Raw genomic sequence first — 22001 nt, 5'->3', positions numbered from 1 at the left:
GCCTCAATTCAGGGGCACCGGCTCGAGGATCTCGGCGCGTGCCTCGGGTGCGCTGGCCCGCAGCTCGTCGGCGGACGCGTCGTCCGGCTGCGCCTGCGACAGGATCTCGGCCTCCACCCGCGCGGTGTAGTTGGCCACCTCACGGTTGACGTCCTCGGCCGTCCACCCCAGCACGGGAGCGACCAGGTCGGCCACCTCGCGGGCACAGTCGACGCCGCGGTGTGAGTACTCGATGGAGATGCGCATCCGGCGCGCCAGAATGTCCTCGAGGTGCAGTGCGCCCTCGGCTGCGGCGGCGTACACGGCTTCCACCTTGAGGTATCCGGGCGCCTGGGTGATCGGGCCGAGCAGCTCGGGGCGGTCGGCCGCCATGCCCAGCACGTCGTCTATCAGGGAGCCGTAGCGGTCCAGCAGGTGACGCACCCGGTAGGGATGCAGCCCCACCTGCTCACCGACGTGCTCCACCTGGTTGATCAGCGCAAAGTAGCCGTCGGCGCCCAGCAGGCTGACCTTCTCGGTGATCGACGGCGCCACCCGGGCGGGGATGAACTGCACCGCCGTGTCGATCGCGTCGACGGCCATCACCCGGTAGGTGGTGTACTTGCCGCCCGCGATGGCGATCAGGCCCGCCGCCGGCACCGCCACCGCGTGCTCCCGGGACAGCTTGGAGGTCTCGTCGCTCTCCCCGGCCAGCAGGGGGCGCAGCCCGGCGTACACGCCGTCGATGTCGGCGTGGGTCAACGGCGTGGCCAGCACGGTGTTGACGGTGCTCAGGATGTAGTCGATATCGGCCTTGGTGGCCGCCGGGTGGGCCAGGTCGAGGTTCCAGTCGGTGTCGGTGGTCCCGATGATCCAGTGACTGCCCCACGGGATGATGAACATCACCGACTTCTCGGTGCGCAGGATCATGGCCACGTCACTGACGATGCGATCCCGCGGCACCACCACATGCACGCCCTTGGACGCGCGCACCTGGAACCGGCCGCGCTGCTTGGACAACGCCTGGATTTCGTCGGTCCACACCCCGGTGGCGTTGACCACGACGTGGCCCCGGACCTCGGTGACTGAGCCGTCCTCGGAGTCGCGCACCCGCACGCCGGTGACCCGGTCACCCTCCCGCAGCAACGCCACCACCTGGGTGGAGCATCGCACCACCGCGCCGTAGTGGGCGGCGGTCCGCGCGACGGTCATGGTGTGCCGGGCGTCGTCGACCACGGTGTCGTAGTAGCGAATGCCGCCGATCAGGGCGCTGCGCTTCAGGCCAGGGCTCAGCCGCAGCGCCCCGGCCCGGGTCAAATGCTTCTGCGCCGGAACCGATTTCGCGCCGCCGAGGGTGTCGTAGAGGAAGATGCCGGCGGCGATGTAGGGGCGTTCCCAGATCCGCTTGGTGAGCGGGAACAGGAATGGCAACGGCTTGACCAGGTGTGGCGCCAGCTTGGTCAGCGACAGCTCACGCTCGTAGAGCGCCTCGCGCACCAGCCCGAACTCGAGTTGCTCGAGGTAGCGCAGCCCGCCGTGGAACATCTTCGACGAGCGGCTCGACGTGCCGGAGGCCAGATCACGCGCCTCGACCAGGGCCACCTTGAGCCCGCGGGTGGCCGCGTCCAGCGCGCACCCGGAACCCACCACGCCGCCGCCGATGACCACCACGTCGAACTGCTCGGCGCCGAGTCGCTCCCAGGCCACCGCGCGTTGTTGCGGTCCCAGTTCATGGATCGGGCTGGTCATGCGCCGAAACTCCCGTCAGTTACTCGTCGGTAGGGCTGTAGCCAGAGTACGGGGAGTCAGTCGAGGTCGTCGTGGGCCATCAGCCGGCGGGCGGCCTCGGTGATCGAACCCGACAGCGACGGGTAAACGGCCAGCGTCTGCGCCAACTCGTTGACGGTGATGCGGTTGGTGACGGCCACCGCGATCGGCAGGATCAGCTCCGAGGCGATCGGGGCCACCACCACGCCGCCGATCACCACGCCGGTCGACTTGCGGCAGAAGATCTTGACGAAACCCTGCCGGATCCCCGACATCTTGGCCCGCGCGTTGGTCCGCAACGGCAACATGATGGTCCGGGCGCTGAACGTGCCGTCGTCGATGGCCGATTGAGGTATGCCCACCGCGGCGATCTCGGGTCTGGTGAACACCGTCGCGGCCACGGTGCGCAGCCGGATCGGGCTGACGCCTTCACCCAGCGCGTGGTACATCGCGATGCGGCCCTGCATGGCGGCGACGGACGCCAACAGCAGCAGCCCGGTGCAGTCGCCGGCGGCGTAGATGCCCGGGACCGAGGTGCGCGAAACCCGGTCCACGGTCAGGTAATCGCCTCTGCCGAGTTCGATGCCGACCCGCCCCAGGCCCAGCCCGCTGGTGTTGGGCACCGAGCCGATGGTCATCAGGGCATGGCTGCCCTCGACCGTGCGGCCGTCGGTCATGGTGACCAGCACGCCGGCGTCGGTTCGGGTGACCGACTCGGCGCGGGCGTTCTTGAACAGCTGGACGCCGCGCTCGGCGAACGACTCCTCGAGGACCGCCGCGGCGTCGGCATCCTCGTAGGGCAGCACGCGGTCGCGGCTGGCGGCCACCGACACCTGTACGCCGAGCTCGGTGTAGGCGTGGACGAACTCGGCTCCGGTGACCCCGGAGCCCACCACGATGAGGTGCTCGGGCAAGGACTGCAGGTCGTAGAGCTGGCGCCAGGTCAGGATCCGCTCGCCGTCCGGTTGGGCCGACGGCAGAATCCGGGGGCTGGCGCCGGTGGCGATCAGCACCACGTCGGCGTCGTGGTCGGTCGTGGAGCCGTCCGGGGCAGTGGCCCTGATGCGGTGGCGGGCCAGGCCCGGGCTGGGGTCGATCAGCTCGCCGCGGCCGGCGATCACCTCGACGCCCACGCTGCGCAGTTGCGCGGCGATGTCCGACGACTGCTCGGCGGCCAGCCGCTTGACCCGGGAGTGGATTTGCGGCAACGAGATCTTGGCGTCTTCGTAGTCGATCTCGAATCCCAGCCGCGGCGCGCGGCGCAGCTCGGTGCGCAGGCCGGTGGAGGCGATGAACGTCTTGGACGGCACGCAGTCGTCGAGGACGGCCGCCCCGCCGATGCCTTCGCTGTCGATGACGGTGACCTGGGCCGTGTCCGGATGGGAGGTGGCGGCGACCAATGCCGCTTCGTAGCCGGCCGGCCCTCCGCCGATGATCACGATGCGGGTCACCACAGGCCATAACCTAATCGCGACGATGCAGCCACGCGAGCCCGTCGCGTCTAAGCTTTCCCCGTGCCGCTCTACGCCGCGTACGGGTCGAACATGCATCCCGAGCAGATGCAAAAGCGTGCGCCCCACTCGCCGATGGCCGGAACCGGCTGGTTGCCGGGATGGCGGCTGACCTTCGGCGGCGAGGACATCGGCTGGGAAGGGGCGCTGGCGACCGTCGTCCAAGACCCCAATTCGCGGGTCTTCGTCGTGCTCTACGACATGACCCCCGCCGACGAGAAGAACCTTGACCGGTGGGAGGGCTCCGAGTTCGGCGTGCACAAGAAGATTCGCTGCAGGGTGGAACGCGAGTCGTCGGACACCACCATCGATCCCGTACTCGCCTGGCTCTATGTGCTGGACGCCTGGGAGGGTGGGCTGCCGTCGGCGCGCTACCTCGGCGTGATGGCGGATGCGGCCGAGATTGCCGGCGCGCCAGCCGATTACGTGCACGACCTACGTACCCGCCCGGCCCGCAACATCGGCCCCGGCACCAGCGCCTGATCAGCGCGCGAACGTGCATGGTCGTACGCGAAAAGCCCGAAATACTGGCATTCTCTGCACCCTCGCGGCGGAAGTTAGGCTGCCCGCTCCAGCCGTGACCAGAGGCGTCTGACGAGTTCGTCCGGCCAACGCCGCACGTCCTCGGCAATGATTGGCACCACCACCCAGCCAAGATCCTGCAGCGCCGCAGCCCGGTTGCGGTCGCGTCGGAATGCCTCCGGGCCGCTGTGCCAGTCGAGGCCGTCGTATTCCGCGGCAACAAGATGGTCTGGCCAGGCGTAATCGAGTCGCCACAGCCGCCCCTGGAGGTCCACCACCTCGTATTGCAGCACGGGTAGCGGCAACCCGCCATCGATCATCACCAGGCGGGCTTCGCTCTCCATCGGCGACTCGGCCAGCGGGTTTGCCAGCGGCAGCAAGTCACGTACCTTGACGATGCCGCGGCGGCCGGATTGCCGTTCGACCGCCAGCTCCAGCTCGGCGCGGGTACACGTTTCGCTGCGTAGCGCAGCGTCCAGGGTGGCCAGCGCCCGAGGCCGGCGCAGCGCTCTAGCCACCTCGATGGCCGTCCACGCCGGAGCGGTCGCCGGCCGGCCGCCGACCACGGTAAGCGGGGCGCCTTCACGCCGATGCACGACGAGGCCATCGGTCGATCGCAATTGCCGGTCCCCTGGATTGAGCACATGCAGCTCTGGTCGTCCTTCGGTGTCGAAGCCATAGGCCGCGGCGGCGGTAGCCATACAGGTCGAAACCCTGGTGCCGGTTGCCAAGTCCAGCCCACACAGTCGCACCTCCGCAGTCAACTCGCCACGGCCGTAGATTCCGTACCAAACCTTATGCAGCGCACCGTGTTTCACGTCGGCTTCCAACCCGCGACGGGTGAGAAACTTCAACGCCTGGGCGGCCGTGACCACCCCGCCTTGCTGGGCAAGCAGCCGGCTCAGCTCCGGGTGCATGCGGGGTATCGTGCGGACACCCCACCCTGACCACAAGTCACCCCACGAAAGTGCGTGGAATGCCGGTCCGACGGCGTTTTGGCGTACAACTATGCACGCTCGCGGGCGGGCTGAACCCTAGAACGCCGCCGCCTGCTCGACGATGTTGACCAGCACCCGCAGGCCAACCCCCAGCGCCCGCTCGTCGAGGTCGAACGTCGGCTGGTGCAAATCCAGCTGCGGCCCTTCGCCGGACCACACGCCCAATCTGGCCATCGCGCCGGGGATTTCCTCCAAATACCAGGAGAAGTCCTCGCCGCCACCGGATTGGCGGGTGTCGGCCAGCACATCGGGTCCGACGGCCTCGATCGCGTGGGTGAGGATGCGCGTCGAGATTTCCTCGTTGACAACCGGCGGCACCCCGCGGCGATATTCCAGGGTGTGTTCGATCTCCAGCGGCGAAAGCAAGCCTGTGACGGCCTGGCCGATCATCTCCTCGAGAGCGACCCAGGTCTGGCGGCTGGCGGTGCGCACGGTCCCGGCCAGCACGCCGGTCTGCGGAATGGCATTCGGTGCCACGCCCGCGTTGACCGCGCCCCACACCAACACGGTGCTGTTGCGCGGGTCGATGCGCCGCGACAGCACTCCCGGCAGCCCGGTGATCAGCGTGCCCAGCGCGTAGACCAAATCGGCGGTCAGATGTGGGCGCGAGGTATGCCCGCCGGGTGAGTACAGCTTGATCTCGATCTGGTCGGCCGCCGAGGTGATGGGACCCTGCCGGACGGCGACCTTGCCCACCTCGAGCCGGGGATCGCAATGCAGCGCGAAGATCCGCGACACCCCGCTGATGGCGCCGGCCGCGATCGCGTCGATGGCGCCGCCGGGCATTAGCTCCTCGGCGGCCTGGAAGATCAGCCGCACCCCCACCGGCAGCTCCGGCACGGACGACAACGCCAGCGCGGTGCCCAGCAGGATCGCGGTGTGGGCGTCATGACCGCAGGCGTGCGCGACGTTGGGCATGGTCGAGGCGTAGGACGCACCCGTCCGCTCCGCCATCGGCAGGGCATCCATGTCCGCACGCATGGCGATCCGCGGCTGATGCTCGGGGCCGAAGTCGCAGGTCAGTCCGGTGCCGCCGGGCATCACCTTGGGGTTGAGCCCAGCGTCGGCCAGCCGTTCGGCGACGAACTGCGTGGTCGCGAACTCCTGGCGGCCCAGCTCTGGATAGCGGTGGATGTGCCGGCGCCAGGCGATCAGGTTGTCGTAGTTGGCCGCCAGCCACGACTCGGCGGTATCGACCAGGCTCATAGCGCCGCCCGGCGCTGCTGGGCGGCCAGGACCCGGTCTCGTTCGGCGGGGGTCTCGGCGAGGTGCACGATGGTGCGCGCCAACATGATCGCTCCCTCGACCACCGCCCGGTCGGCGCTGGGACCGGCGGCCGCGTCGGCGAATGCGCGCTGATGAACAGTGGCACCACCGGCGTCGACTCCGATCACCGGATGGATCCCCGGCAGCACGTGCGTGACGTTGCCCATGTCAGTGCTGCCCATCGGGAGCCCAGCCTCGATGTCGGCTGCCAGCGGTTCGCGCCCGAGTCGGCGCATCTCCTCCCGGAACACGTCGGCGAGCCAATGGTCTGGCTTGAGCTCCGCGTATGCCGGTGCGGGAGTGTCGATTTCGTACTCGCAGGCCGCCGCCAGTGCACCGGCAGCAAAGCAGGCGAACATCCTGCCCTCCAGCTCGCGCAGCGAATCCGATTCGAGCGCCCGCATTGCGTACTTCAGGCTGGCGCGGCCGGGGATGACGTTGACTGCCTGGCCGCCCTCGGTGACGATGCCGTGCACCAGCTGTCCGGGCGCCAGCTGCTGACGCAGCAGCCCGATGGCCACCTGCGCGATCGTGATGGCGTCGGCGGCGTTGACGCCCAGATGCGGCGCCACCGCGGCATGGGATTCTTTGCCCCGATATTCGACGGTGACCTCGGACAACGCCAGCGAGCGAGCCCCGGCGATGTCGGCCGGCCCGGGATGCACCATCACCGCCACCGCGACGTCGTCGAAAGCGCCGGCCTGCAGCATCAGGGCTTTGCCACCACCGGACTCCTCGGCGGGCGTGCCCAGCAACGCCACTCGCAGGCCCAGGTCGTCGGCCACCTCGGCGAGCGCCAGCGCCGTGCCGACGGCCGAGGCCGCGATGATGTTGTGGCCGCAGGCATGTCCTATTCCCGGCAGCGCGTCGTACTCGGCACACACCCCCACCACCAACGCTCCGCTGCCGAAGTCGGCGCGAAATGCGGTGTCCAATCCCGCTGCCGGAGAGGTGATTTCGAAACCACGCTCGGCAACCAGCGCCTGCGCCTTGGCGCAACTACGGTGCTCGTCGAACGCCAGTTCCGGCTCCGCGTGAATGGAGTGGGACAACTCGACCAGATCGGCACCCCGACGCCGCACGACCTCCTCGACGCTGTCTAGGGCGCTGGCTGCGGGCATGCTGGCAGTATCTCACTGACGAGCAGCAACGCGGACCGCACCGGCTAGGTCCGATTGCCCGGCTCCTCACTCGCGCAGTACTGCGCTCGCCGTCGCCGGGCTAGGCTCCCGCAGTGTGACCGATCCGACGCCCGACGAATTGGCGCGACGGGGGGCGCACGCCATCGCGGAGCGGACCGGAACCGCAGCGCACGATGTCGCGATCGTGCTCGGGTCGGGCTGGGCGCCGGCCGTCGACGCGCTGGGCTCGCCGACCGCGGTGGTGCCGATGGCCGAGCTGCCGGGGTTCACCCCGCCGACCGCGGTAGGCCATCGCGGCGAGGCGATATCGATGCGCATCGGCGAACACCGAGTCCTGGTGCTGGCCGGTCGCCTGCACGCCTACGAAGGCCACGACCTACGCCACGTCGTACACCCGGTACGCACGGCGTGTGCGGCGGGCGCCCGCATCGTGGTGCTCACCAACGCGGCCGGCGGTCTGCGCCCCGATCTGCAGGTCGGTCAGCCGGTGCTGATCAGCGACCACCTGAACCTGACCGCGCGTTCGCCGCTGACCGGAGCGCAATTCGTCGACCTGACCGATGCCTATTCCCCGCGGCTGCGCCACCTTGCCCGCGCCGCCGACCCGAACCTGTCCGAAGGCGTCTACGCCGGGCTGCCCGGGCCGCACTATGAGACGCCCGCCGAAATCCGCATGCTGCGAATGCTGGGCGCCGACCTGGTGGGCATGTCGACGGTGCACGAGACCATCGCGGCCCGAGCGGCGGGCGCCGAGGTACTGGGTGTGTCCCTGGTGACCAACCTGGCCGCCGGTATCACCGATGAGCCGATCAGTCACGCCGAGGTGCTCGCGGCCGGCGCTGCGTCGGCGACCCGGATCGGCTCCCTGCTGGCCGATGTCGTGTCCCGAGTTCCCTTGTGACACCCGAGGATTGGATCGCGCACGACCCCGACCCGACGACGGCCGCCGAACTCGCCGCCCTGGGTCCCGACGAACTCGCGGCGCGGTTCGCCCGGCCACTGACGTTCGGCACCGCGGGATTGCGCGGACCCGTGCGCGGCGGGCCGGACGCGATGAACCTGGCGGTGGTGCTGCGCGCCACCTGGGCGGTGGCCCAGGTGCTCACCGGCCGCGGCTCGAAAGGTGCGCCAGTGATCGTCGGCCGCGACGCCCGCCACGGGTCCGCGGCCTTCGGCTTTACGGCAGCGGAAGTCCTTGCCGCTGAGGGGTTTTCGGTTCAGATCCTACCCGACCCGGTGCCCACGCCGGTGGTGGCTTTCGCGGTCCGCCACACCGGGGCCGCCGCCGGGATACAGATCACGGCGTCGCACAACCCGCCGGCCGACAACGGCTACAAGGTGTACTTCGACGGCGGCATCCAGATCATCCCGCCGACCGACCGTCAGATCGAAGACGCCATGCGTGCCGCTCCCCCGGCCGACCAGATCCGCCGCAGCCCGGTCCGGCCAGCAGACCACGACCTGGTTGAGCGCTACGTCGAGCGAGCCGCTACCGTGCGGCGCGGCACCGGTAGCGTTCGCGTGGCACTGACCCCGCTGCACGGAGTGGGCGGTGCGGTGGCCGTCGAGACCCTGCGCCGGGCCGGTTTCGACGACGTGCACACCGTAGCGTCGCAGTTCGCGCCGGACCCCGACTTCCCCACCGTCGCGTTCCCCAATCCCGAGGAGCCCGGAGCGACCGACGCACTACTGCGCCTGGCCGCCGACGTCGGCGCCGACGTCGCGATCGCCCTGGATCCCGACGCCGACCGCTGCGCGGCCGGGATACCCACCGCAGTGGGCTGGCGGATGCTCTCGGGCGACGAAACCGGTTGGCTCCTTGGCGATTACCTCCTGCGTCATCCGCATGACGAAACGCCCGTCGTGGCCAGCACCGTGGTCTCATCGCGAATGCTGGCCGCGATCGCCCGTCACTACGGCGCTGTGCACGTCGAGACCCCCACGGGCTTCAAGTGGTTGGCACGCGCGGACGCGAACCAACCCGGCACGCTGGTGTACGCGTACGAAGAAGCGATCGGACACTGCGTCGATCCGGCGGCGGTGCGCGACAAGGACGGCATCAGCGCCGCGGTGCTGGTATGCGATCTGGTGGCCGCGCTACGGGGCCAGGGCCTTTCGGTATCCGATCGACTCGACGAGTTGGCCCGCCGCCACGGCGTGCATGAAGGCGCGGCGCTCTCGCGCCCGGTCGCAGACACCGACGACACCGCCGCGCTGATGCGGCGGCTGCGGACGGCCCCGCCGGTCCGGCTGGCCGGGTTCACCGCAACCGATATGCACCATGCACTGGTCTTCACCGGCGGTGACGACGAAATGTCGGTCAGGGTGGTGGTACGGCCGTCGGGAACCGAGCCAAAGCTGAAGTACTACCTGGAAGTTCGCACTGCGGCGACGGACGACCTGAGTCTCGCGCGGCAGCGGGCGCGCGCCGTGCTCGACGAGCTGGCCCGCACGGTGCAGGGCTAGCGCGGCCCGAACTGGCGATCTCCCGCATCGCCGAGACCTGGCACTATATAGGCGATCTCGTTGAGACCGTCGTCTACGGCCGCGGTGAACACCCGCACGTTAGGGGCGATTTTCTCAAGTGCCGCAAGGCCTTCCGGCGCGGCGACCACACAGAGTACGGTGATGTCCGTCGCGCCGCGGCGCTGCAGCAGGCCGATGGTGTGTGTCATCGAACCGCCGGTGGCCAGCATCGGGTCCAGGACCATCACCGGCAGATCAGACAAGTCATCGGGCAGCGACTCCAAATACGGTAGGGGCTGGTGGGTTTCCTCATCGCGGACGACGCCGACGAATCCGACCCTGGCCTCGGGCAACGCGGCGTGCGCCTCGGAGACCATGCCCAGCCCGGCCCGCAGCACCGGAACCAGCAGCGGCGGATTCGCCAGCCGCGAGCCCACCGTTTCGGTCAGCGGTGTGCGGATCGGAACCGGCAGGCTTGGCGCGTCGCGGGTGGCCTCGTAGACCAGCATGAGCGTCAGCTCCCGCAATGCGGCCCGAAACGCCGCGTTGTCGGTGCGTTCGTCGCGCAGCGCGGTCAACCGCGCGGCGACCAACGGGTGCTTCACGACGGTCACATCCACGGCTCTCGACCCTAATGGCCCAGGTAACGATCTGGCAGAGCCGCGCTGAAACGCCCGCGTTGCTCGGCTGAACTGCCCGAATTCGTCCATATACTCCGCGAATGCGAGCCTTCCGGCTGTTCTGCGCCGTGGCGACGGTAGCGGTGCTGACCGTCGCCGGGGAAGCCAAACCTTCTCGGGTGGACCTGGCAGCGGCCGCTCTTCCGAGGCCCGCGCATGTGGTGATCGTGGTGGAGGAGAACCGCTCACACGCCGGCATCATCGGCAACAAGTCGGCGCCGTTCATCAACGCGCTGGCCGCCGGCGGCGCGACGATGGCCCAGTCGTACGCCGAAACACATCCGAGCCAACCCAACTACTTGGCGCTGTTCGCGGGCGACACGTTCGGTCTTACCAAGAACACCTGCCCGGTCAACGGCGGGGCCCTGCCCAACCTCGGCTCCGAATTGCTCGCCGCCGGTTACACATTCGCCGGGTTCGCCGAAGATCTGCCCGCGCCCGGGTCCACCGTGTGCAGTGCGGGCAAGTACGCCCGCAAGCACGTGCCCTGGGCCAACTTCAGCAACATACCGCCGGCCACCTCGGTGCCGTTCTCGGCATTTCCGGCGTCGGGAAACTACTCGAGCCTGCCCACCGTGTCGTTCGTCATTCCCAACAACGACAACAACATGCACGACGGCTCGGTCGCCCAGGGCGACGCCTGGCTGAGCCGCCAACTGTCCGGATACGCCAACTGGGCACCGGCCAACAACAGTCTGCTGATCCTGACCTGGGATGAGGACGACGGCGGCAGTCGCAACCAGATCCCGACGGTGATATACGGCGCGCACGTGCAGCCGGGCACCTACACCGAGCAGATCAGCCACTACAACGTGCTTTCCACGCTGGAGCAGATGTACGGGCTGCCCAAGACGGGCAAGGCCGCGAATGCGCCCGTCATCGCCAGCATCTGGGCCGGGTAAGCGCTACCGGGACCGGCGCCCAACCACGCCGTCGCTATTCTGTGCCGCATGGTTGCTGCCCTCGTGCCCATCCGCCTGAGCCTGTCCGACGGAGACCGCTACACCGTGTGGGCACCCCGCTGGCGCGATGCCGGCGACGAGTGGGAGGCGTTTCTGGGCAAGGACGAGGACCTGTACGGCTTCGAGACCGTCGCGGACCTGGTCGCGTTCGTGCGCTCCGATTCCGACAACGACCTTGTCGACCACCCGGCCTGGAAAGACCTGACGGCCGCGCACGCGCGCAAGTTCGAACCGTCCGAAGACCGCAAGTTCGACCTCGTCGCCGTGGAGGAGCTGGTCGCCGAAAAGCCCACCGAGGAGTCGGTGAACTCGTTGGCCGCGACGTTGGCGATCGTGTCGTCCATCGGGTCGGTGTGTGAGCTGCCGGCGGTGTCGAAGTTCTTCAACGGCAATCCCAGCCTGGGTACGGTCTCCGGCGGGGTCGGCCAGTTCACCGGGAAGGCCGGCCAGAAGCGCTGGAATGCGATCGCCGAGATCATCGGCCGCAGCTGGGACGATGTGCTCAGCGCCATCGACGGGATAGTCAGCACGCCCGAGGTGGACGCCAAGGCGTCAGAGCGGGCCGCCGACGAGCTGGCCGAGGAGCCCGAAGAGCCAGAGGAGCCCGAAGAGCAAGCCGACGAGCAGGCCACCGTCGAGACCGACGAGACCGTCGAGACCGTCGAGGCCGAAGCCGTCGCCGACGACGCCGCCGACGAGGACTCCGAAGAAGTCGACGAGGCCCGCGCGGCCGGCGATACCGTCGTGCTGGGCAGCGACGAGGATTTCTGGTTGCAGGTGGGGATCGATCCGATCCGGATCATGACGGGTGCCGGCACCTTCTACACGCTGCGCTGCTACTTGGACGAGCAGCCGATATTCCTGGGCCGCAACGGCCGGATCAGCGTGTTCACCTCCGAGCGCGCCCTGGCCCGCTACCTCGCCGACGAGCACGACCACGATTTGTCGGATCTGAGCACCTACGACGACATTCGCACCGCCGCGACCGACGGTTCGCTGGCCGTCGACGTCACCGACGACAACGTCTACGTGCTGAGCGGGCTGGCCGACGACCTCGCCGACGGGCCGGACGCCGTTGATCGCGAACAGCTGAACTTGGCGGTGGAGTTGCTCCGCGACATCGGCGACTACTCCGAGGAGAGCACGGTCGAGAAGGCGCTGGAAACCAGCCGTCCGCTGGGCAAGCTGGTGGCCCACGTGCTCGAGCCCGGCTCGGTCGCCAAGCCCGCGGCTCCGTATGCCGCGGCGGTGCGGGAATGGGAGAAGCTAGAACAATTCGTGGAGTCACGGCTAAGGCGCGAGTAGCGCCGCGAGCCGGGACGACATCCAGCGCGAGCGTCACGGCTAAGGCGCGAGTAGCGCCGCGCGGCCGGCCAGGCGCGTTTGACGGACAATCGAGACTCCTCTTTACTGGCGGCAAGTGCCCGCCGGCATACCAAAGGGGCGGCCGAGCGGGAGGTGAAGCACAGTGACGCTTCCCGGCATCGGGCCTCTGCCGCTGTCCCAGTTCCAGCGCCCAGGCATGCTGCTGTTCGCGTTGATCCCACTGGCGCTGCTCGCCGCCTACATCATGGTCCAGGCGCAACGCAGGAAGCGGTTACACCGATACACCGAAGAGCATGTGCCGCAATCGGTGTGGCGACATCTGCCGATTGCTCTGGCACTGTTCTGCCTCTTTCTGCTGACCATTGCGCTGGCTACGCCCACCCACGACATGCGGATACCGCGCAACCGCGCCGTCGTCATGCTGGTGATCGACAACTCCAATTCGATGCGGGCAAACGACGTCGAGCCCAGCCGGCTCAAGGCCGCGGAGGAGGCGGCGAAAAGATTCTCCGAGCAGCTGACGCCGGGCATCAACCTGGGCCTCGTCGGTTTCTCGCGGACGCCGTACCTGCTGGTCCCGCCGACCCCGCACCACCAGGCGACCATCGATGCGCTGCCGAAACTGCAGTTCGGTGATGGGACCGCCACCGGTGAGGCGATCTTCACCGCGCTGCATGCGATCGAAGCCTCGGCGGTGACCGGTGGCGACAAGCCGCCGCCGGCCCGCATCGTGCTGCTTTCCGACGGTGGCGCGAACAAGCCGCAAAACCCGAATGACCCGCATGACGGCGTGTACACCGCGGCGCGGCTGGCCAGGGATCACGGGGTGCCCATCTCGACGATCACCTTCGGCACCAAGGCGGGCACCGTCGAGCTCGACCATCAGCGCGTGAACGTGCCGGTCAACGCAGACCAGATGAGAACCGTTGCGCGGCTGTCCGGAGGGCAGTCCTATACCGCCACCAACCTCAACGAGCTCAATCGCGTTTACGACAACATCGAGCAGGAGATCGGCTACCGCACGGTCGCCGGGCCAGGCAGCGCCGGTTGGCTGCGCCTCGGTGTGGTCGTGGCGTTCGTCGCCGCGGGGTTGGCGTTGCTGATCAACCGCCGGTTGCCCGTCTGATCAGGCTGGCAGCCTGCGGTTCAGGTACAGCCCGGCGAGAACAGCGGTGGCCAGCGTCACCGTGCCGAGCAGCACCCAGGCGCTGCTGGCGTCGCCGCGCACGGTTTCGTAGCCGATCTGCTGCTGCAGCGTCGCGTACACGTCCTTCAACGACTCCAGGCTGTCGGCATGGAACGCCTGACCGTCGGTGATTTCGCAAATCTTCTTCAGCGTTTGGTCGTCGACGGGGACCGGAATGGTGGTCCCGTTGAATTCCACCGTTCCGTACGGCGTACCGAACGAGATCGTCGAAATCTGCACTCCCTGGGACTTGGCGGCACGGGCCGCGGTAAAGGCTCCCTGCGGGGCGTTCGGGTCCAATGGCACGTTTTCGGCGCCGTCGGACTCCAGCACGATCCGCGCCGGCGGCGGACCGTCGCCGCCGCCCATTACCGCGCCCACCGTAGCGATGGCCTGCAGCGCGGTGAAAATGCCTTCCCCGGTAGCGGTTTTGGGGGCCGGCTGCAGATTGTCGATCGCGGTCTTGACGGCAGCGCGGTTAGTGGTGGGCGAAACGAGCAGCGTGGCGGTGGCGGCGAACGCCACCAGGCCCAGGTTGATCGCCGGCGTCAGCTCATCGGCGAACTGTTTGCCAGCCACCTTCGCGGCGGCCAGCCGGCTCGGGGCGACATCGGTGGAGGCCATGGATTCCGAAACATCGATGACCAGCACCACCACCGCGCGGTTGAGCGGAATCCGGACATTGGAAGTCGGTCCGGCCATCGCCGTCGTCAATAACACCAGCGCGGTGACGAGCAGGATGGTCGGCACGTGCCGCCAGCGTCCGCGACGAGCCGGTGCCACGGCGTCCAGCACGTCCATATTCGCGAACCGGAGAACCCGCCGGCGGCGAGCCAATAGCACCGCGACATAGATGCCCACCAACAGCAGCACGAGCAGAAGGAACAAGAAGAACCACGCGTGCTCGAAGCCGGTAAGCGATATCGGGCCCAACAGAGGCAACTTCACCTCACCAACTTGGTGCGCCCGCCGCCAGTCGTCAAGTTCGGGCGCGGCTCGGGCATCAGTCCGAGATATGCAGATTCGGTCCGTCGGGTGGCACCGACCGCATACTCTGGGCCAATGAGCTATCCGCCGCAACCGCCCTATGGCGCACCACCGCAATATGGTTACGGCTACGTCGCGCCCAACCATCCCCAGGCGACGACCATCATGGTGCTGGGCATTCTCAGCCTGACGTGTTGCTCGTTATGCGGGCCGTTCGCGTGGGTGATGGGTCACCGCGCCCTCAGAGACATCAGAGCCTCCGGCGGCACCATCGGCGGGCACGGCCAGGTGATGGCGGGGTATGTCTGCGGCATCATCGGCACCGTGCTCATGGTGCTGAGTCTGGTGCTCTTGGTGCTCGAGTTTGTCGTGTTCGGAGCGGTTGCGCTGCACCACCCGTCCAGCTCTTAGGCGGGAGTCGACGGGCCCATCCTTGTCGGTGGACTCGTGTACTATCGAACACATGTTCGAAGGAGCGTTTGTTCGTCCGCAGGCGAAGATCATCGCCGGCTTCGATGAGATGTTTCAGGCGGCGGTGGTGCGCACCCCGACCCGAGACTCTCGGGCGTGGTTGGAGCGGGTGGCGGCGGCCGCCCGGGTGGAGAATCGGGCTGCTGCGGCGCAGTTGGTGGCGATCGGGGAGTTGTTCGCCTACCGGTTGGCGCAGTCTTCGGAGACCGACGATTGGGCGATCGACACCATGGAGGCCGTCGCCGCCGAGGTGGGGGCGGGGTTGCGGATCAGCCAGGGCTTGGCGGCCAGCCGGCTGCGTTATGCGCGGGCGATGCGTGAGCAACTGCCGAAGGTGGCCGAGGTGTTCATCGCCGGGGATATTGGTTTTCGGGCGTTTCAGACCATTGTGTATCGCACCGATTTGATCACCGACCCCGACGTGCTGGCCCGGGTGGATGCGCTGGTGGCCGCCAACGTCACGAAGTGGCCGTCGATGACGAATGCGCGGTTGTCGGGCAAGGTGGATGCCATCGTGGCCGCCGTGGATGCCGATGCGGTGCGCCGCCGCAAAGACGAGCGGGCCGATCGGCAGGTGTGGATCGGGGGAGACCACGACGGCATCGCCGAGATCGGCGGCAGCCTGTACAGCACCGATGCCCACGCCCTCGACCAACGGCTCTCGGCGTTGGCGGCCACGGTGTGTGCCCATGATCCGCGCAGCCATGCCCAGCGCCGCGCTGATGCGTTGGGGGCGTTGGCGGCCGGGTCGGATCGGTTGGGCTGTCGCTGCCGGCGCCCGGACTGCGCCGCCGGTGCGCGTCGCCCGGCTTCCCCGGTGACCATCCACCTGATCGCCCCACCCGCCCCCGACGGCGGCACCACCGCGGGGTGGGAGGTCGGTGCCGACGGGCTGATCACCCCCGAACTCCTCCAGGAATTGGCCGCCACCGCCAAAATGGTGCCGCTGATCCATCCCGGGGACGCCCCACCCGAACCCGGCTATGTGCCCTCGCCGGGGTTGGCCGATTTTGTGCGGTGCCGGGATTTGACGTGTCGCTGGCCCGGTTGTGATGTGCCGGCCGTGCGCTGCGACATTGACCACACCATTCCGCACGCTGAAGGTGGGCCCACCCACGCGGGAAACCTCAAATGTTATTGCCGCACCCACCATTTGGTGAAAACTTTTTGGGGCTGGACGGAAAAACAACTGCCCGACGGCACCCTCATCCTGACCTCACCGGCCGGGCAGACCCATGTCACCACCCCGGGTAGCGCGCTGCTGTTCCCCAGCCTGGGCGGTGCCGTGGGTGGGATGCCCGCCGCCGAAACCGACGCCCCACCACCGCCACCGTGCCCCGACCGCTCGGCGATGATGCCCAAACGCCGCCGCACCCGCGCCAAGGAGCGCGCCTACCGCATCGCCACCGAACGCGCCCACAACCACGCCGCCCGGCAAGCCGAAGCTGAAGCCGAAGCCGAAGCCCTGCGCGCCAATCCACCCCCCGGCTACAACCCCGACCCGGACGCGCCGCCGCCCTTCTAACTGATCACCAACTGGCTGAATTCCACAGCGCCCCCAAGGCGACGTATCCGGGCGTTCGGCGGCATCAGCGCGCGCTCCCAGGCGTCGGTGTCACGCCAGTCCGGTATGCCCAGCGGCTCCGCGGCCTGACGTAGGGCGTAGCCCAACTCCGCACCGATGAGGTGTCGCAGTGCGTCGCCGCCCTGTCGGGGGTCGGCGATCATCCAGGAATGGCCCGATCCATACAAGGGGTACAGCGCGCCGCCGGAGTCTTCGGCGACGTGGTATGCGGTCTCGAAGGGCACGATGAAGTCGTTGTCGCCGTGTAGCACCACGGTCGGGATGCCTTGGTCGCGCATGGTGCGCAGCTGCGCCGTCGAATCAGTCGACTGCAACAGGGCCCGCACCGCCCGAACCAACGCCATCGGGTGCCGGAAATTGCCCGTCACCGCACTAGAGAGGCACCGCGCCCAATGGGTGGCGCGGGCAACGCCGAAGCCGCCCAGATCGTGGCTGCCGCCCCGCAGCAACGCCAGCAGCGCAGCAACGTTCCGCGGAGCGGGCCCGGCGATGTCGGACAGCAGCTGATCGAACCAGGCGCCGGCAGCCGGGTTGAACAACACCGCGGCCAGCACCCGCTCGGGTGCGCTCGCAGCCAGCTCGATCGCCATGCGCCCGCCGAAAGAGTGCCCAACGAACACCGCCTGCTGGACACCGAGGAAATCGATTACCCGAAGCGTCAAGTCGGCAAAGTCGGCCACCCGTGCTTTGCGGGTGCGCAACACGTCGGTGTCGCCATGGCCCGCGGTATCGATCGCGATCACCATAAAGCCCAGGCCGGCTATGTGCTGCAGCATGTCCAGGTATGCCCGGTGGTTGAGCGCCAGGCCATGCAGGAACACCAGCGGCACTCCGCGGCCACCTACCGTCAAGCCGACCTGGTGTCCGTCGTGCAGTTCGAGCACGTGGTGCGACAGATGGATCGGTCCCTCGATCTCATGAGCCCCCGAAGCGCTGGTGGCGAAGGACTGAAGCAACATTGCGGATTCCTGATGACGGTGGACCCCCGGCCTCTCCGGGTGGCATCACGTTGTCATCGGATGCTCAAAGGATTCTAAAAACGCCGCAGCACGCTTCTCTTCCGCGGCACAGTAGGCCAGCATTTGTGATCATGAGTGTGATGTCCGGGCGCGTTGCGGACAACGCAGTCCCCACGCTGCCGATCAACCTCTACAGCCGAGACACGTTGCTACGGCCGGTAGAGACCTACCGCCGGATCCGCGAGGCCGGAGGCGCCGTCTGGCTGTCGAAGCACAAGATGTGGGCCATCGGCCGCTATCGCGATGTCCGGCAAGCACTTAGCGACGACACCACATACTCCAGTGGTAAAGGGGTCGCCGCGAATCCGATCAGCAACAGGCTGATGGCGGGCGTCACCTTGGCCAGCGACGGCGACGAGCATGTCAAACGGCGCAGGCTGCTGTGGCAATCCCTGTCGGCCAAGGCGTTGAGCACAGTTGACCCGGTGCTCAACGCGGAGGCCGCTAAGCTCATCGAAAAGCTGTGTCAGCAACCGTCTTTCGACGGAGTCGCCGCGTTCGCCGCGCATCTTCCGATTCGGGTCGTTGCGGATCTGGTCGGTGTCCACATGGACCACAACCGGATGCTCCGCTACGGCCGGGGCGGGTTCGAAGTGTTGGGCCCCGTCAACCCGCGCACGCTGGCCGGGTTCCCGACCGGATTGAGTTTCGTGCGGTACGCGCGAACGCTGTGCCCCGAACGGGTCAAACCCGGCGGATGGGCGGAGTCGATCCTGGCGGCCGGCCAGGACGGGACGCTAGCACCCGAGGAAGCCAAGGCCATGGTGATGGACTTCATCGGCCCCAGCCTGGACACCACGATTCTGGCCTCCGCGCAATTGTTGTGGAGCCTGGGCACCAACCCCGACGTATGGCAGGAACTGCGAGACAACCCCGACCTGGTTCCGGCCGCGGCGATCGAGGCCGTCCGGCTCGCTTCGCCGGTGCGCGGATTCACCCGAATGTTGAAGCGGGACAGTCAGATCGACGGCACCACGCTGCGCAAGGGCCAACGCGCAGTGTTACTTTTCGCGTCGGCCAACATGGACGAAACCCAGTTCGAGCAACCCGAGGTCTTCTCGTTGCACCGCAAGGGAACACATCTGGGCTGGGGTTTCGGCGCTCATGCCTGCGTCGGCATGCACCTGTCCAAATTGGAGATGCACGCGTTGCTGCGCGCCATGATCCCCGAGGTGGCGCACATCAGCGTCGACCGACCAGTCCGGATGATCAACAACACGCTGCAGGGCTTCGATTCGCTGCGTGCCACATTCCAGGGCTGACTAGCCGATCAGCACCGCGAACCGCGGCTTGATCACCTCGTCGATGATGGCCAGCCGCTCGTCGAACGGAATGAACGCCGACTTCATCGCATTGATGGTGAAGCGCTCCAGGTCGCTCCAGCCGTAGCCGAAAGCCTGGACCAGACGCAGCATCTCGAGGCTCATCGAGGTATCGCTCATCAGCCGGTTGTCGGTATTCACGGTCACCCGGAACCGCGTCCGGGCCAGCAGATCGAACGGATGCTCGGCGATGCTCTTGACCGCCCCGGTCTGGACATTCGAGCTGGGGCACAGCTCCAGCGGAATTCGCTTGTCCCGCAATATCGATGCCAGCCGGCCCAGCCGCACGCCGCCCTCGACAACTTCGATGTCGTCGACGATGCGCACGCCGTGGCCCAACCGGTCCGCGCCACAGAAGGCGATCGCCTCATGAATGGACGGCAGCCCGAATGCTTCACCGGCGTGAATCGTGAAGCGCGCGTTGTGATCTCGCATGTACTCGAAAGCGTCCAGGTGCCTGGTCGGCGGATGGCCGGCCTCGGCCCCGGCGATGTCGAAGCCCACCACTCCTTTGTCGCGAAACCGGATCGCCAGCTCGGCGATCTCCCGTGACATCGCCGCGTGACGCATCGCGGTCACCAAGAGGCGCACCGTGATTCCGCGGCCTGCGCTGTTGCAGGCCTTCTCGCCGGCGGCAAAACCTTCCAGGACGCTCTCGACGACCTCGTCGAACGACAGCCCCTGGTTGATGTGCAGCTCCGGGGCGAACCGAACCTCGGCGTACACCACCGAATCGGCCGCCAGGTCTTCCACGCATTCGTAGGCGACGCGGTACAGCGCATCCGGTGTCTGCATCACCGCCACGGTGTGCGAGAACGGCTCCAGGTAGCGCTCCAGCGACCCGCTGTGCGACTGGGTGCGAAACCATTTCGCCAGCTCGTCGACGTCGTTGGCGGGCAAGCCGTCGTAGCCGATCTGCGCGGCGATGTCCACCACCGTCGCCGGGCGCAGGCCGCCGTCGAGGTGGTCGTGCAGCAAAGCTTTCGGTGCCTGCCGAATCATCTCCAGGGTCAGCGGCGACGTCATGGGGCGATCCGATCGATGACCAGCGGCCGGGAAACCGGCGACTGGTCGCCCACCCGGAAGCCGCCCTCCAGCTCGGCCAGCGCGGCGGCGAAGCGCTCCGGGGTGTCGGCATACAAGGTGAACAGCCGCTCCCCGGCGGTGACCGGCTCCCCGGGCCGGCGGTGGATCCTGACGCCGGCACCGGCCGACACCCGATCGCCCGGCCGGGACCTGCCCGCGCCGAGCCGCCAAGCCGCCAGCCCCACCGCCATCGCGTCGATGTCGCCCATTGTGCCGCCCCGAGTGGCGGTCACGGTTTCCGAATACCTACCAATTGGCAACGGTTGTGCCAAATCGCCACCTTGCGCGGCGATCAACCGGCGAAATCGGTCCATCGCGCTGCCGTCGCGCAGCGCCTGCGTGGGATCCCGGCCGTCGATTCCGGCCAGCTCCAGCATCTCGGCCGCCAGCCGCAGCGTCAGCTCCACCACGTCGGGCGGTCCCCCACCGGCCAGTACCTCGAGCGCCTCGGCAACCTCGAGCGCATTGCCCACCGTTCTGCCCAGCGGGGTGTTCATGTCGGTCAGCAGCGCCCGCGTCGGAACCCCGTGTGCGGCGCCCAGCTCGACCATGGTGTGCGCCAGCTCCCGGGACTGCGTTTCGGAGTCCATGAACGCCCCGGCGCCGACCTTCACGTCGAGCACCAGGGCGCGGGCGCCCTCGGCCAGCTTCTTGCTCATGATCGAGCTGGCGATCAGCGGCAGCGACTCCACGGTGGCGGTGATGTCGCGCAGCGCGTACAGCTTGGCGTCGGCCGGCGCCAGCTCCCCGGCGGCGAAGATCGCCGCGCCGACATCGCGCAGCTGTGCACGCACCCGGGTAATGGGGATGTCCGCGGTGAACCCGGCGATGGCCTCCAGCTTGTCCAGCGTGCCGCCGGTATGCCCGAGTCCGCGGCCGGCGGCTTGTGGAACCGCAGCACCACACGCCATGACGACGGGCACCAGCGGAATGGTGATCTTGTCGCCGACCCCGCCGGTGGAGTGCTTGTCGACGGTCGTCAGGCCGCGGAAGTCCAGCCGCTCGCCGGAGGCCAGCATCGCCGCCGTCCACCGGGCGGTCTCGCCGCGGTCCATGCCGCGCCAGACGATCGCCATCAACAGTGCCGACATCTGCTCGTCGGCGACCCGACCGTCGGTGTAGGCCTCGATGACCCAGTCGATAGCCTCGTCGGACAGCCGGCCGCCGTCGCGCTTGGTTTTGATTACCGTGGGCGCGTCGAATACCAAGCCGCTCAAGGCTTTCGGGCTAGATCGTCGGGGCCGAAGGCATCCGGCAACATGTCGCCGAGTTCGCGCGGGCCGGTCGGATGGTCGATCAGCAGCCCGGGGCCGCCGTGCTCCAGCAACACCTGCCGGCACCGCCCGCACGGCATCAGCAAAACCCCGTTCCCGTCGACGCACACCAGCGCGACCAGACGACCGCCGCCGGACGCGTGCAGGGCGCAGACCACGCCGCATTCGGCGCAGAGACCAAGGCCATATGAGACATTCTCCACATTGCAACCGGTGACCACGCGACCGTCGTCAACCAGCGCCGCCGCGCCCACCCGAAATTGCGAATACGGCGCATAGGCAGTGGCCGCAGTCTGAATCGCCCTGGCGCGCAACATGTTCCAATCAATGTCAGGCATTACGCAAACCCCGCTCGAAGGATGGGCCGTCCCAAGTAAGCCACCCTAACCCGCAGACAACACGCGCGAGTGGATCAAACAGATCGGTACCACCGGCCACCTGGCCACGTTAAG

At 68.0% G+C, this 22001-nt stretch carries 20 protein-coding genes; 9 read left to right on the top strand and 11 right to left on the bottom strand.

Translation table 11 applies throughout. From position 1 onward, the window contains the following. Positions 1–3 precede the first annotated feature (3 nt). Together AC5Y2L_RS08905 and AC5Y2L_RS08900 are read right to left on the bottom strand one after the other, a co-directional pair. Positions 4–1728, bottom strand: coding sequence for a glycerol-3-phosphate dehydrogenase/oxidase (locus AC5Y2L_RS08905; protein ID WP_499933521.1), 1725 nt, complete (start codon positions 1726–1728; stop codon positions 4–6). Positions 1729–1784: 56 nt separating this feature from the next. Then, positions 1785–3200: an NAD(P)H-quinone dehydrogenase gene (locus AC5Y2L_RS08900; RefSeq protein WP_499933523.1), complete on the bottom strand. Its 1416-nt coding sequence runs from the start codon at positions 3198–3200 to the stop codon at positions 1785–1787. Positions 3201–3260: 60 nt separating this feature from the next. Between AC5Y2L_RS08900 and AC5Y2L_RS08895 the strand changes: the two genes are divergently transcribed. Beyond that, on the top strand, positions 3261–3740 hold the full coding sequence (locus AC5Y2L_RS08895) for a gamma-glutamylcyclotransferase family protein (RefSeq protein ID WP_499933524.1): 480 nt from the start codon (positions 3261–3263) through the stop codon (positions 3738–3740). Positions 3741–3814: 74 nt separating this feature from the next. Here the strand turns inward: AC5Y2L_RS08895 and AC5Y2L_RS08890 are convergent, their stop codons facing one another. The 3 genes from AC5Y2L_RS08890 to AC5Y2L_RS08880 form a co-directional block, all read right to left on the bottom strand. Further along, on the bottom strand, positions 3815–4696 hold the full coding sequence (locus AC5Y2L_RS08890; protein WP_499933526.1) for an endonuclease domain-containing protein: 882 nt from the start codon (positions 4694–4696) through the stop codon (positions 3815–3817). A gap of 117 nt (positions 4697–4813) precedes the next feature. After that, positions 4814–5983 (bottom strand): M20 family metallopeptidase, encoded by a 1170-nt coding sequence (locus AC5Y2L_RS08885; RefSeq protein WP_499933527.1) that lies wholly within the window; start codon positions 5981–5983, stop codon positions 4814–4816. Next, the gene (locus tag AC5Y2L_RS08880) at positions 5980–7164 is read right to left on the bottom strand and encodes a M20 family metallopeptidase (protein ID WP_499933528.1); all 1185 of its coding nucleotides are present in this window, start codon (positions 7162–7164) and stop codon (positions 5980–5982) included. Before AC5Y2L_RS08880 ends, AC5Y2L_RS08885 begins: the two co-directional genes overlap by 4 nt. 115 nt (positions 7165–7279) lie before the next feature. Between AC5Y2L_RS08880 and AC5Y2L_RS08875 the strand changes: the two genes are divergently transcribed. After that, positions 7280–8086, top strand: coding sequence for a purine-nucleoside phosphorylase (locus AC5Y2L_RS08875; protein ID WP_499933530.1), 807 nt, complete (start codon positions 7280–7282; stop codon positions 8084–8086). After that, positions 8083–9651, top strand: coding sequence for a phospho-sugar mutase (locus AC5Y2L_RS08870; protein ID WP_499933531.1), 1569 nt, complete (start codon positions 8083–8085; stop codon positions 9649–9651). The genes AC5Y2L_RS08875 and AC5Y2L_RS08870 overlap by 4 nt, the downstream gene beginning before the upstream one ends. Here AC5Y2L_RS08870 and upp read toward each other — a convergent pair. Further along, positions 9648–10271, bottom strand: a complete 624-nt coding sequence (upp, locus tag AC5Y2L_RS08865; RefSeq protein WP_499933533.1) for a uracil phosphoribosyltransferase — start codon at positions 10269–10271, stop codon at positions 9648–9650. The two genes, AC5Y2L_RS08870 and upp, sit on opposite strands and share 4 nt — an antisense overlap. A gap of 101 nt (positions 10272–10372) precedes the next feature. Here upp and AC5Y2L_RS08860 point away from each other — a divergent pair, with 101 nt between their 5' ends. The 3 genes from AC5Y2L_RS08860 to AC5Y2L_RS08850 all read left to right on the top strand — a co-directional run bounded on the left by AC5Y2L_RS08860 (position 10373) and on the right by AC5Y2L_RS08850 (position 13745). After that, a complete protein-coding gene (locus tag AC5Y2L_RS08860; RefSeq protein ID WP_499933534.1) occupies positions 10373–11233 on the top strand; it encodes an alkaline phosphatase family protein in 861 nt (286 codons plus the stop codon). A 48-nt stretch (positions 11234–11281) separates the two neighbouring features. After that, the gene (gene satS, locus AC5Y2L_RS08855) at positions 11282–12598 is read left to right on the top strand and encodes a protein export chaperone SatS (protein WP_499933535.1); all 1317 of its coding nucleotides are present in this window, start codon (positions 11282–11284) and stop codon (positions 12596–12598) included. A 163-nt stretch (positions 12599–12761) separates the two neighbouring features. Further along, the gene (locus AC5Y2L_RS08850) at positions 12762–13745 is read left to right on the top strand and encodes a VWA domain-containing protein (RefSeq protein WP_499933537.1); all 984 of its coding nucleotides are present in this window, start codon (positions 12762–12764) and stop codon (positions 13743–13745) included. Here the strand turns inward: AC5Y2L_RS08850 and AC5Y2L_RS08845 are convergent, their stop codons facing one another. Next, the gene (locus AC5Y2L_RS08845) at positions 13746–14753 is read right to left on the bottom strand and encodes a VWA domain-containing protein (RefSeq protein ID WP_499933538.1); all 1008 of its coding nucleotides are present in this window, start codon (positions 14751–14753) and stop codon (positions 13746–13748) included. A 114-nt stretch (positions 14754–14867) separates the two neighbouring features. Between AC5Y2L_RS08845 and AC5Y2L_RS08840 the strand changes: the two genes are divergently transcribed. Beyond that, positions 14868–15203: a DUF4190 domain-containing protein gene (locus AC5Y2L_RS08840; protein WP_499933539.1), complete on the top strand. Its 336-nt coding sequence runs from the start codon at positions 14868–14870 to the stop codon at positions 15201–15203. A gap of 52 nt (positions 15204–15255) precedes the next feature. Next, the gene (locus AC5Y2L_RS08835; protein ID WP_499933541.1) at positions 15256–16788 is read left to right on the top strand and encodes an HNH endonuclease signature motif containing protein; all 1533 of its coding nucleotides are present in this window, start codon (positions 15256–15258) and stop codon (positions 16786–16788) included. Here AC5Y2L_RS08835 and AC5Y2L_RS08830 read toward each other — a convergent pair. Beyond that, a complete protein-coding gene (locus AC5Y2L_RS08830; RefSeq protein WP_499933542.1) occupies positions 16785–17807 on the bottom strand; it encodes an alpha/beta fold hydrolase in 1023 nt (340 codons plus the stop codon). The genes AC5Y2L_RS08835 and AC5Y2L_RS08830 overlap by 4 nt on opposite strands. Positions 17808–17938: 131 nt before the next feature. On the opposite strand from AC5Y2L_RS08830, the gene AC5Y2L_RS08825 reads away from it, so the two are divergent. Beyond that, positions 17939–19129, top strand: coding sequence for a cytochrome P450 (locus AC5Y2L_RS08825; protein WP_499933543.1), 1191 nt, complete (start codon positions 17939–17941; stop codon positions 19127–19129). Here the strand turns inward: AC5Y2L_RS08825 and AC5Y2L_RS08820 are convergent, their stop codons facing one another. The 3 genes from AC5Y2L_RS08820 to AC5Y2L_RS08810 are packed head-to-tail and all read right to left on the bottom strand — an operon-like array spanning position 19130 to position 21887. Further along, positions 19130–20215 (bottom strand): adenosine deaminase, encoded by a 1086-nt coding sequence (locus AC5Y2L_RS08820; RefSeq protein ID WP_499933545.1) that lies wholly within the window; start codon positions 20213–20215, stop codon positions 19130–19132. Continuing rightward, positions 20212–21492: a thymidine phosphorylase gene (locus tag AC5Y2L_RS08815; RefSeq protein ID WP_499933547.1), complete on the bottom strand. Its 1281-nt coding sequence runs from the start codon at positions 21490–21492 to the stop codon at positions 20212–20214. The genes AC5Y2L_RS08820 and AC5Y2L_RS08815 overlap by 4 nt, the downstream gene beginning before the upstream one ends. Next, entirely contained in the window at positions 21489–21887 is a 399-nt protein-coding gene (locus AC5Y2L_RS08810) for a cytidine deaminase (protein WP_499933548.1), read from the bottom strand. The genes AC5Y2L_RS08815 and AC5Y2L_RS08810 overlap by 4 nt, the downstream gene beginning before the upstream one ends. Positions 21888–22001: the final 114 nt, after the last annotated feature.

The organism is Mycobacterium sp. NGS66 (assembly GCF_059812225.1).
This window is presented reverse-complemented; position numbering and strand designations above follow the sequence as displayed.

Coding starts and splice junctions, on each gene's coding strand:
- AC5Y2L_RS08905 (WP_499933521.1), bottom strand. CDS start 1,728: ATGACCAGCCCGATCCATGAACTGGGACCGCAACAACGCGCGGTGGCC.
- AC5Y2L_RS08835 (WP_499933541.1), top strand. CDS start 15,256: ATGTTCGAAGGAGCGTTTGTTCGTCCGCAGGCGAAGATCATCGCCGGC.
- satS (WP_499933535.1), top strand. CDS start 11,282: ATGGTTGCTGCCCTCGTGCCCATCCGCCTGAGCCTGTCCGACGGAGAC.
- AC5Y2L_RS08885 (WP_499933527.1), bottom strand. CDS start 5,983: ATGAGCCTGGTCGATACCGCCGAGTCGTGGCTGGCGGCCAACTACGAC.
- AC5Y2L_RS08880 (WP_499933528.1), bottom strand. CDS start 7,164: ATGCCCGCAGCCAGCGCCCTAGACAGCGTCGAGGAGGTCGTGCGGCGT.
- AC5Y2L_RS08810 (WP_499933548.1), bottom strand. CDS start 21,887: ATGCCTGACATTGATTGGAACATGTTGCGCGCCAGGGCGATTCAGACT.
- AC5Y2L_RS08825 (WP_499933543.1), top strand. CDS start 17,939: ATGAGTGTGATGTCCGGGCGCGTTGCGGACAACGCAGTCCCCACGCTG.
- AC5Y2L_RS08840 (WP_499933539.1), top strand. CDS start 14,868: ATGAGCTATCCGCCGCAACCGCCCTATGGCGCACCACCGCAATATGGT.
- AC5Y2L_RS08860 (WP_499933534.1), top strand. CDS start 10,373: ATGCGAGCCTTCCGGCTGTTCTGCGCCGTGGCGACGGTAGCGGTGCTG.
- AC5Y2L_RS08890 (WP_499933526.1), bottom strand. CDS start 4,696: ATGCACCCGGAGCTGAGCCGGCTGCTTGCCCAGCAAGGCGGGGTGGTC.
- AC5Y2L_RS08820 (WP_499933545.1), bottom strand. CDS start 20,215: ATGACGTCGCCGCTGACCCTGGAGATGATTCGGCAGGCACCGAAAGCT.
- AC5Y2L_RS08830 (WP_499933542.1), bottom strand. CDS start 17,807: ATGTTGCTTCAGTCCTTCGCCACCAGCGCTTCGGGGGCTCATGAGATC.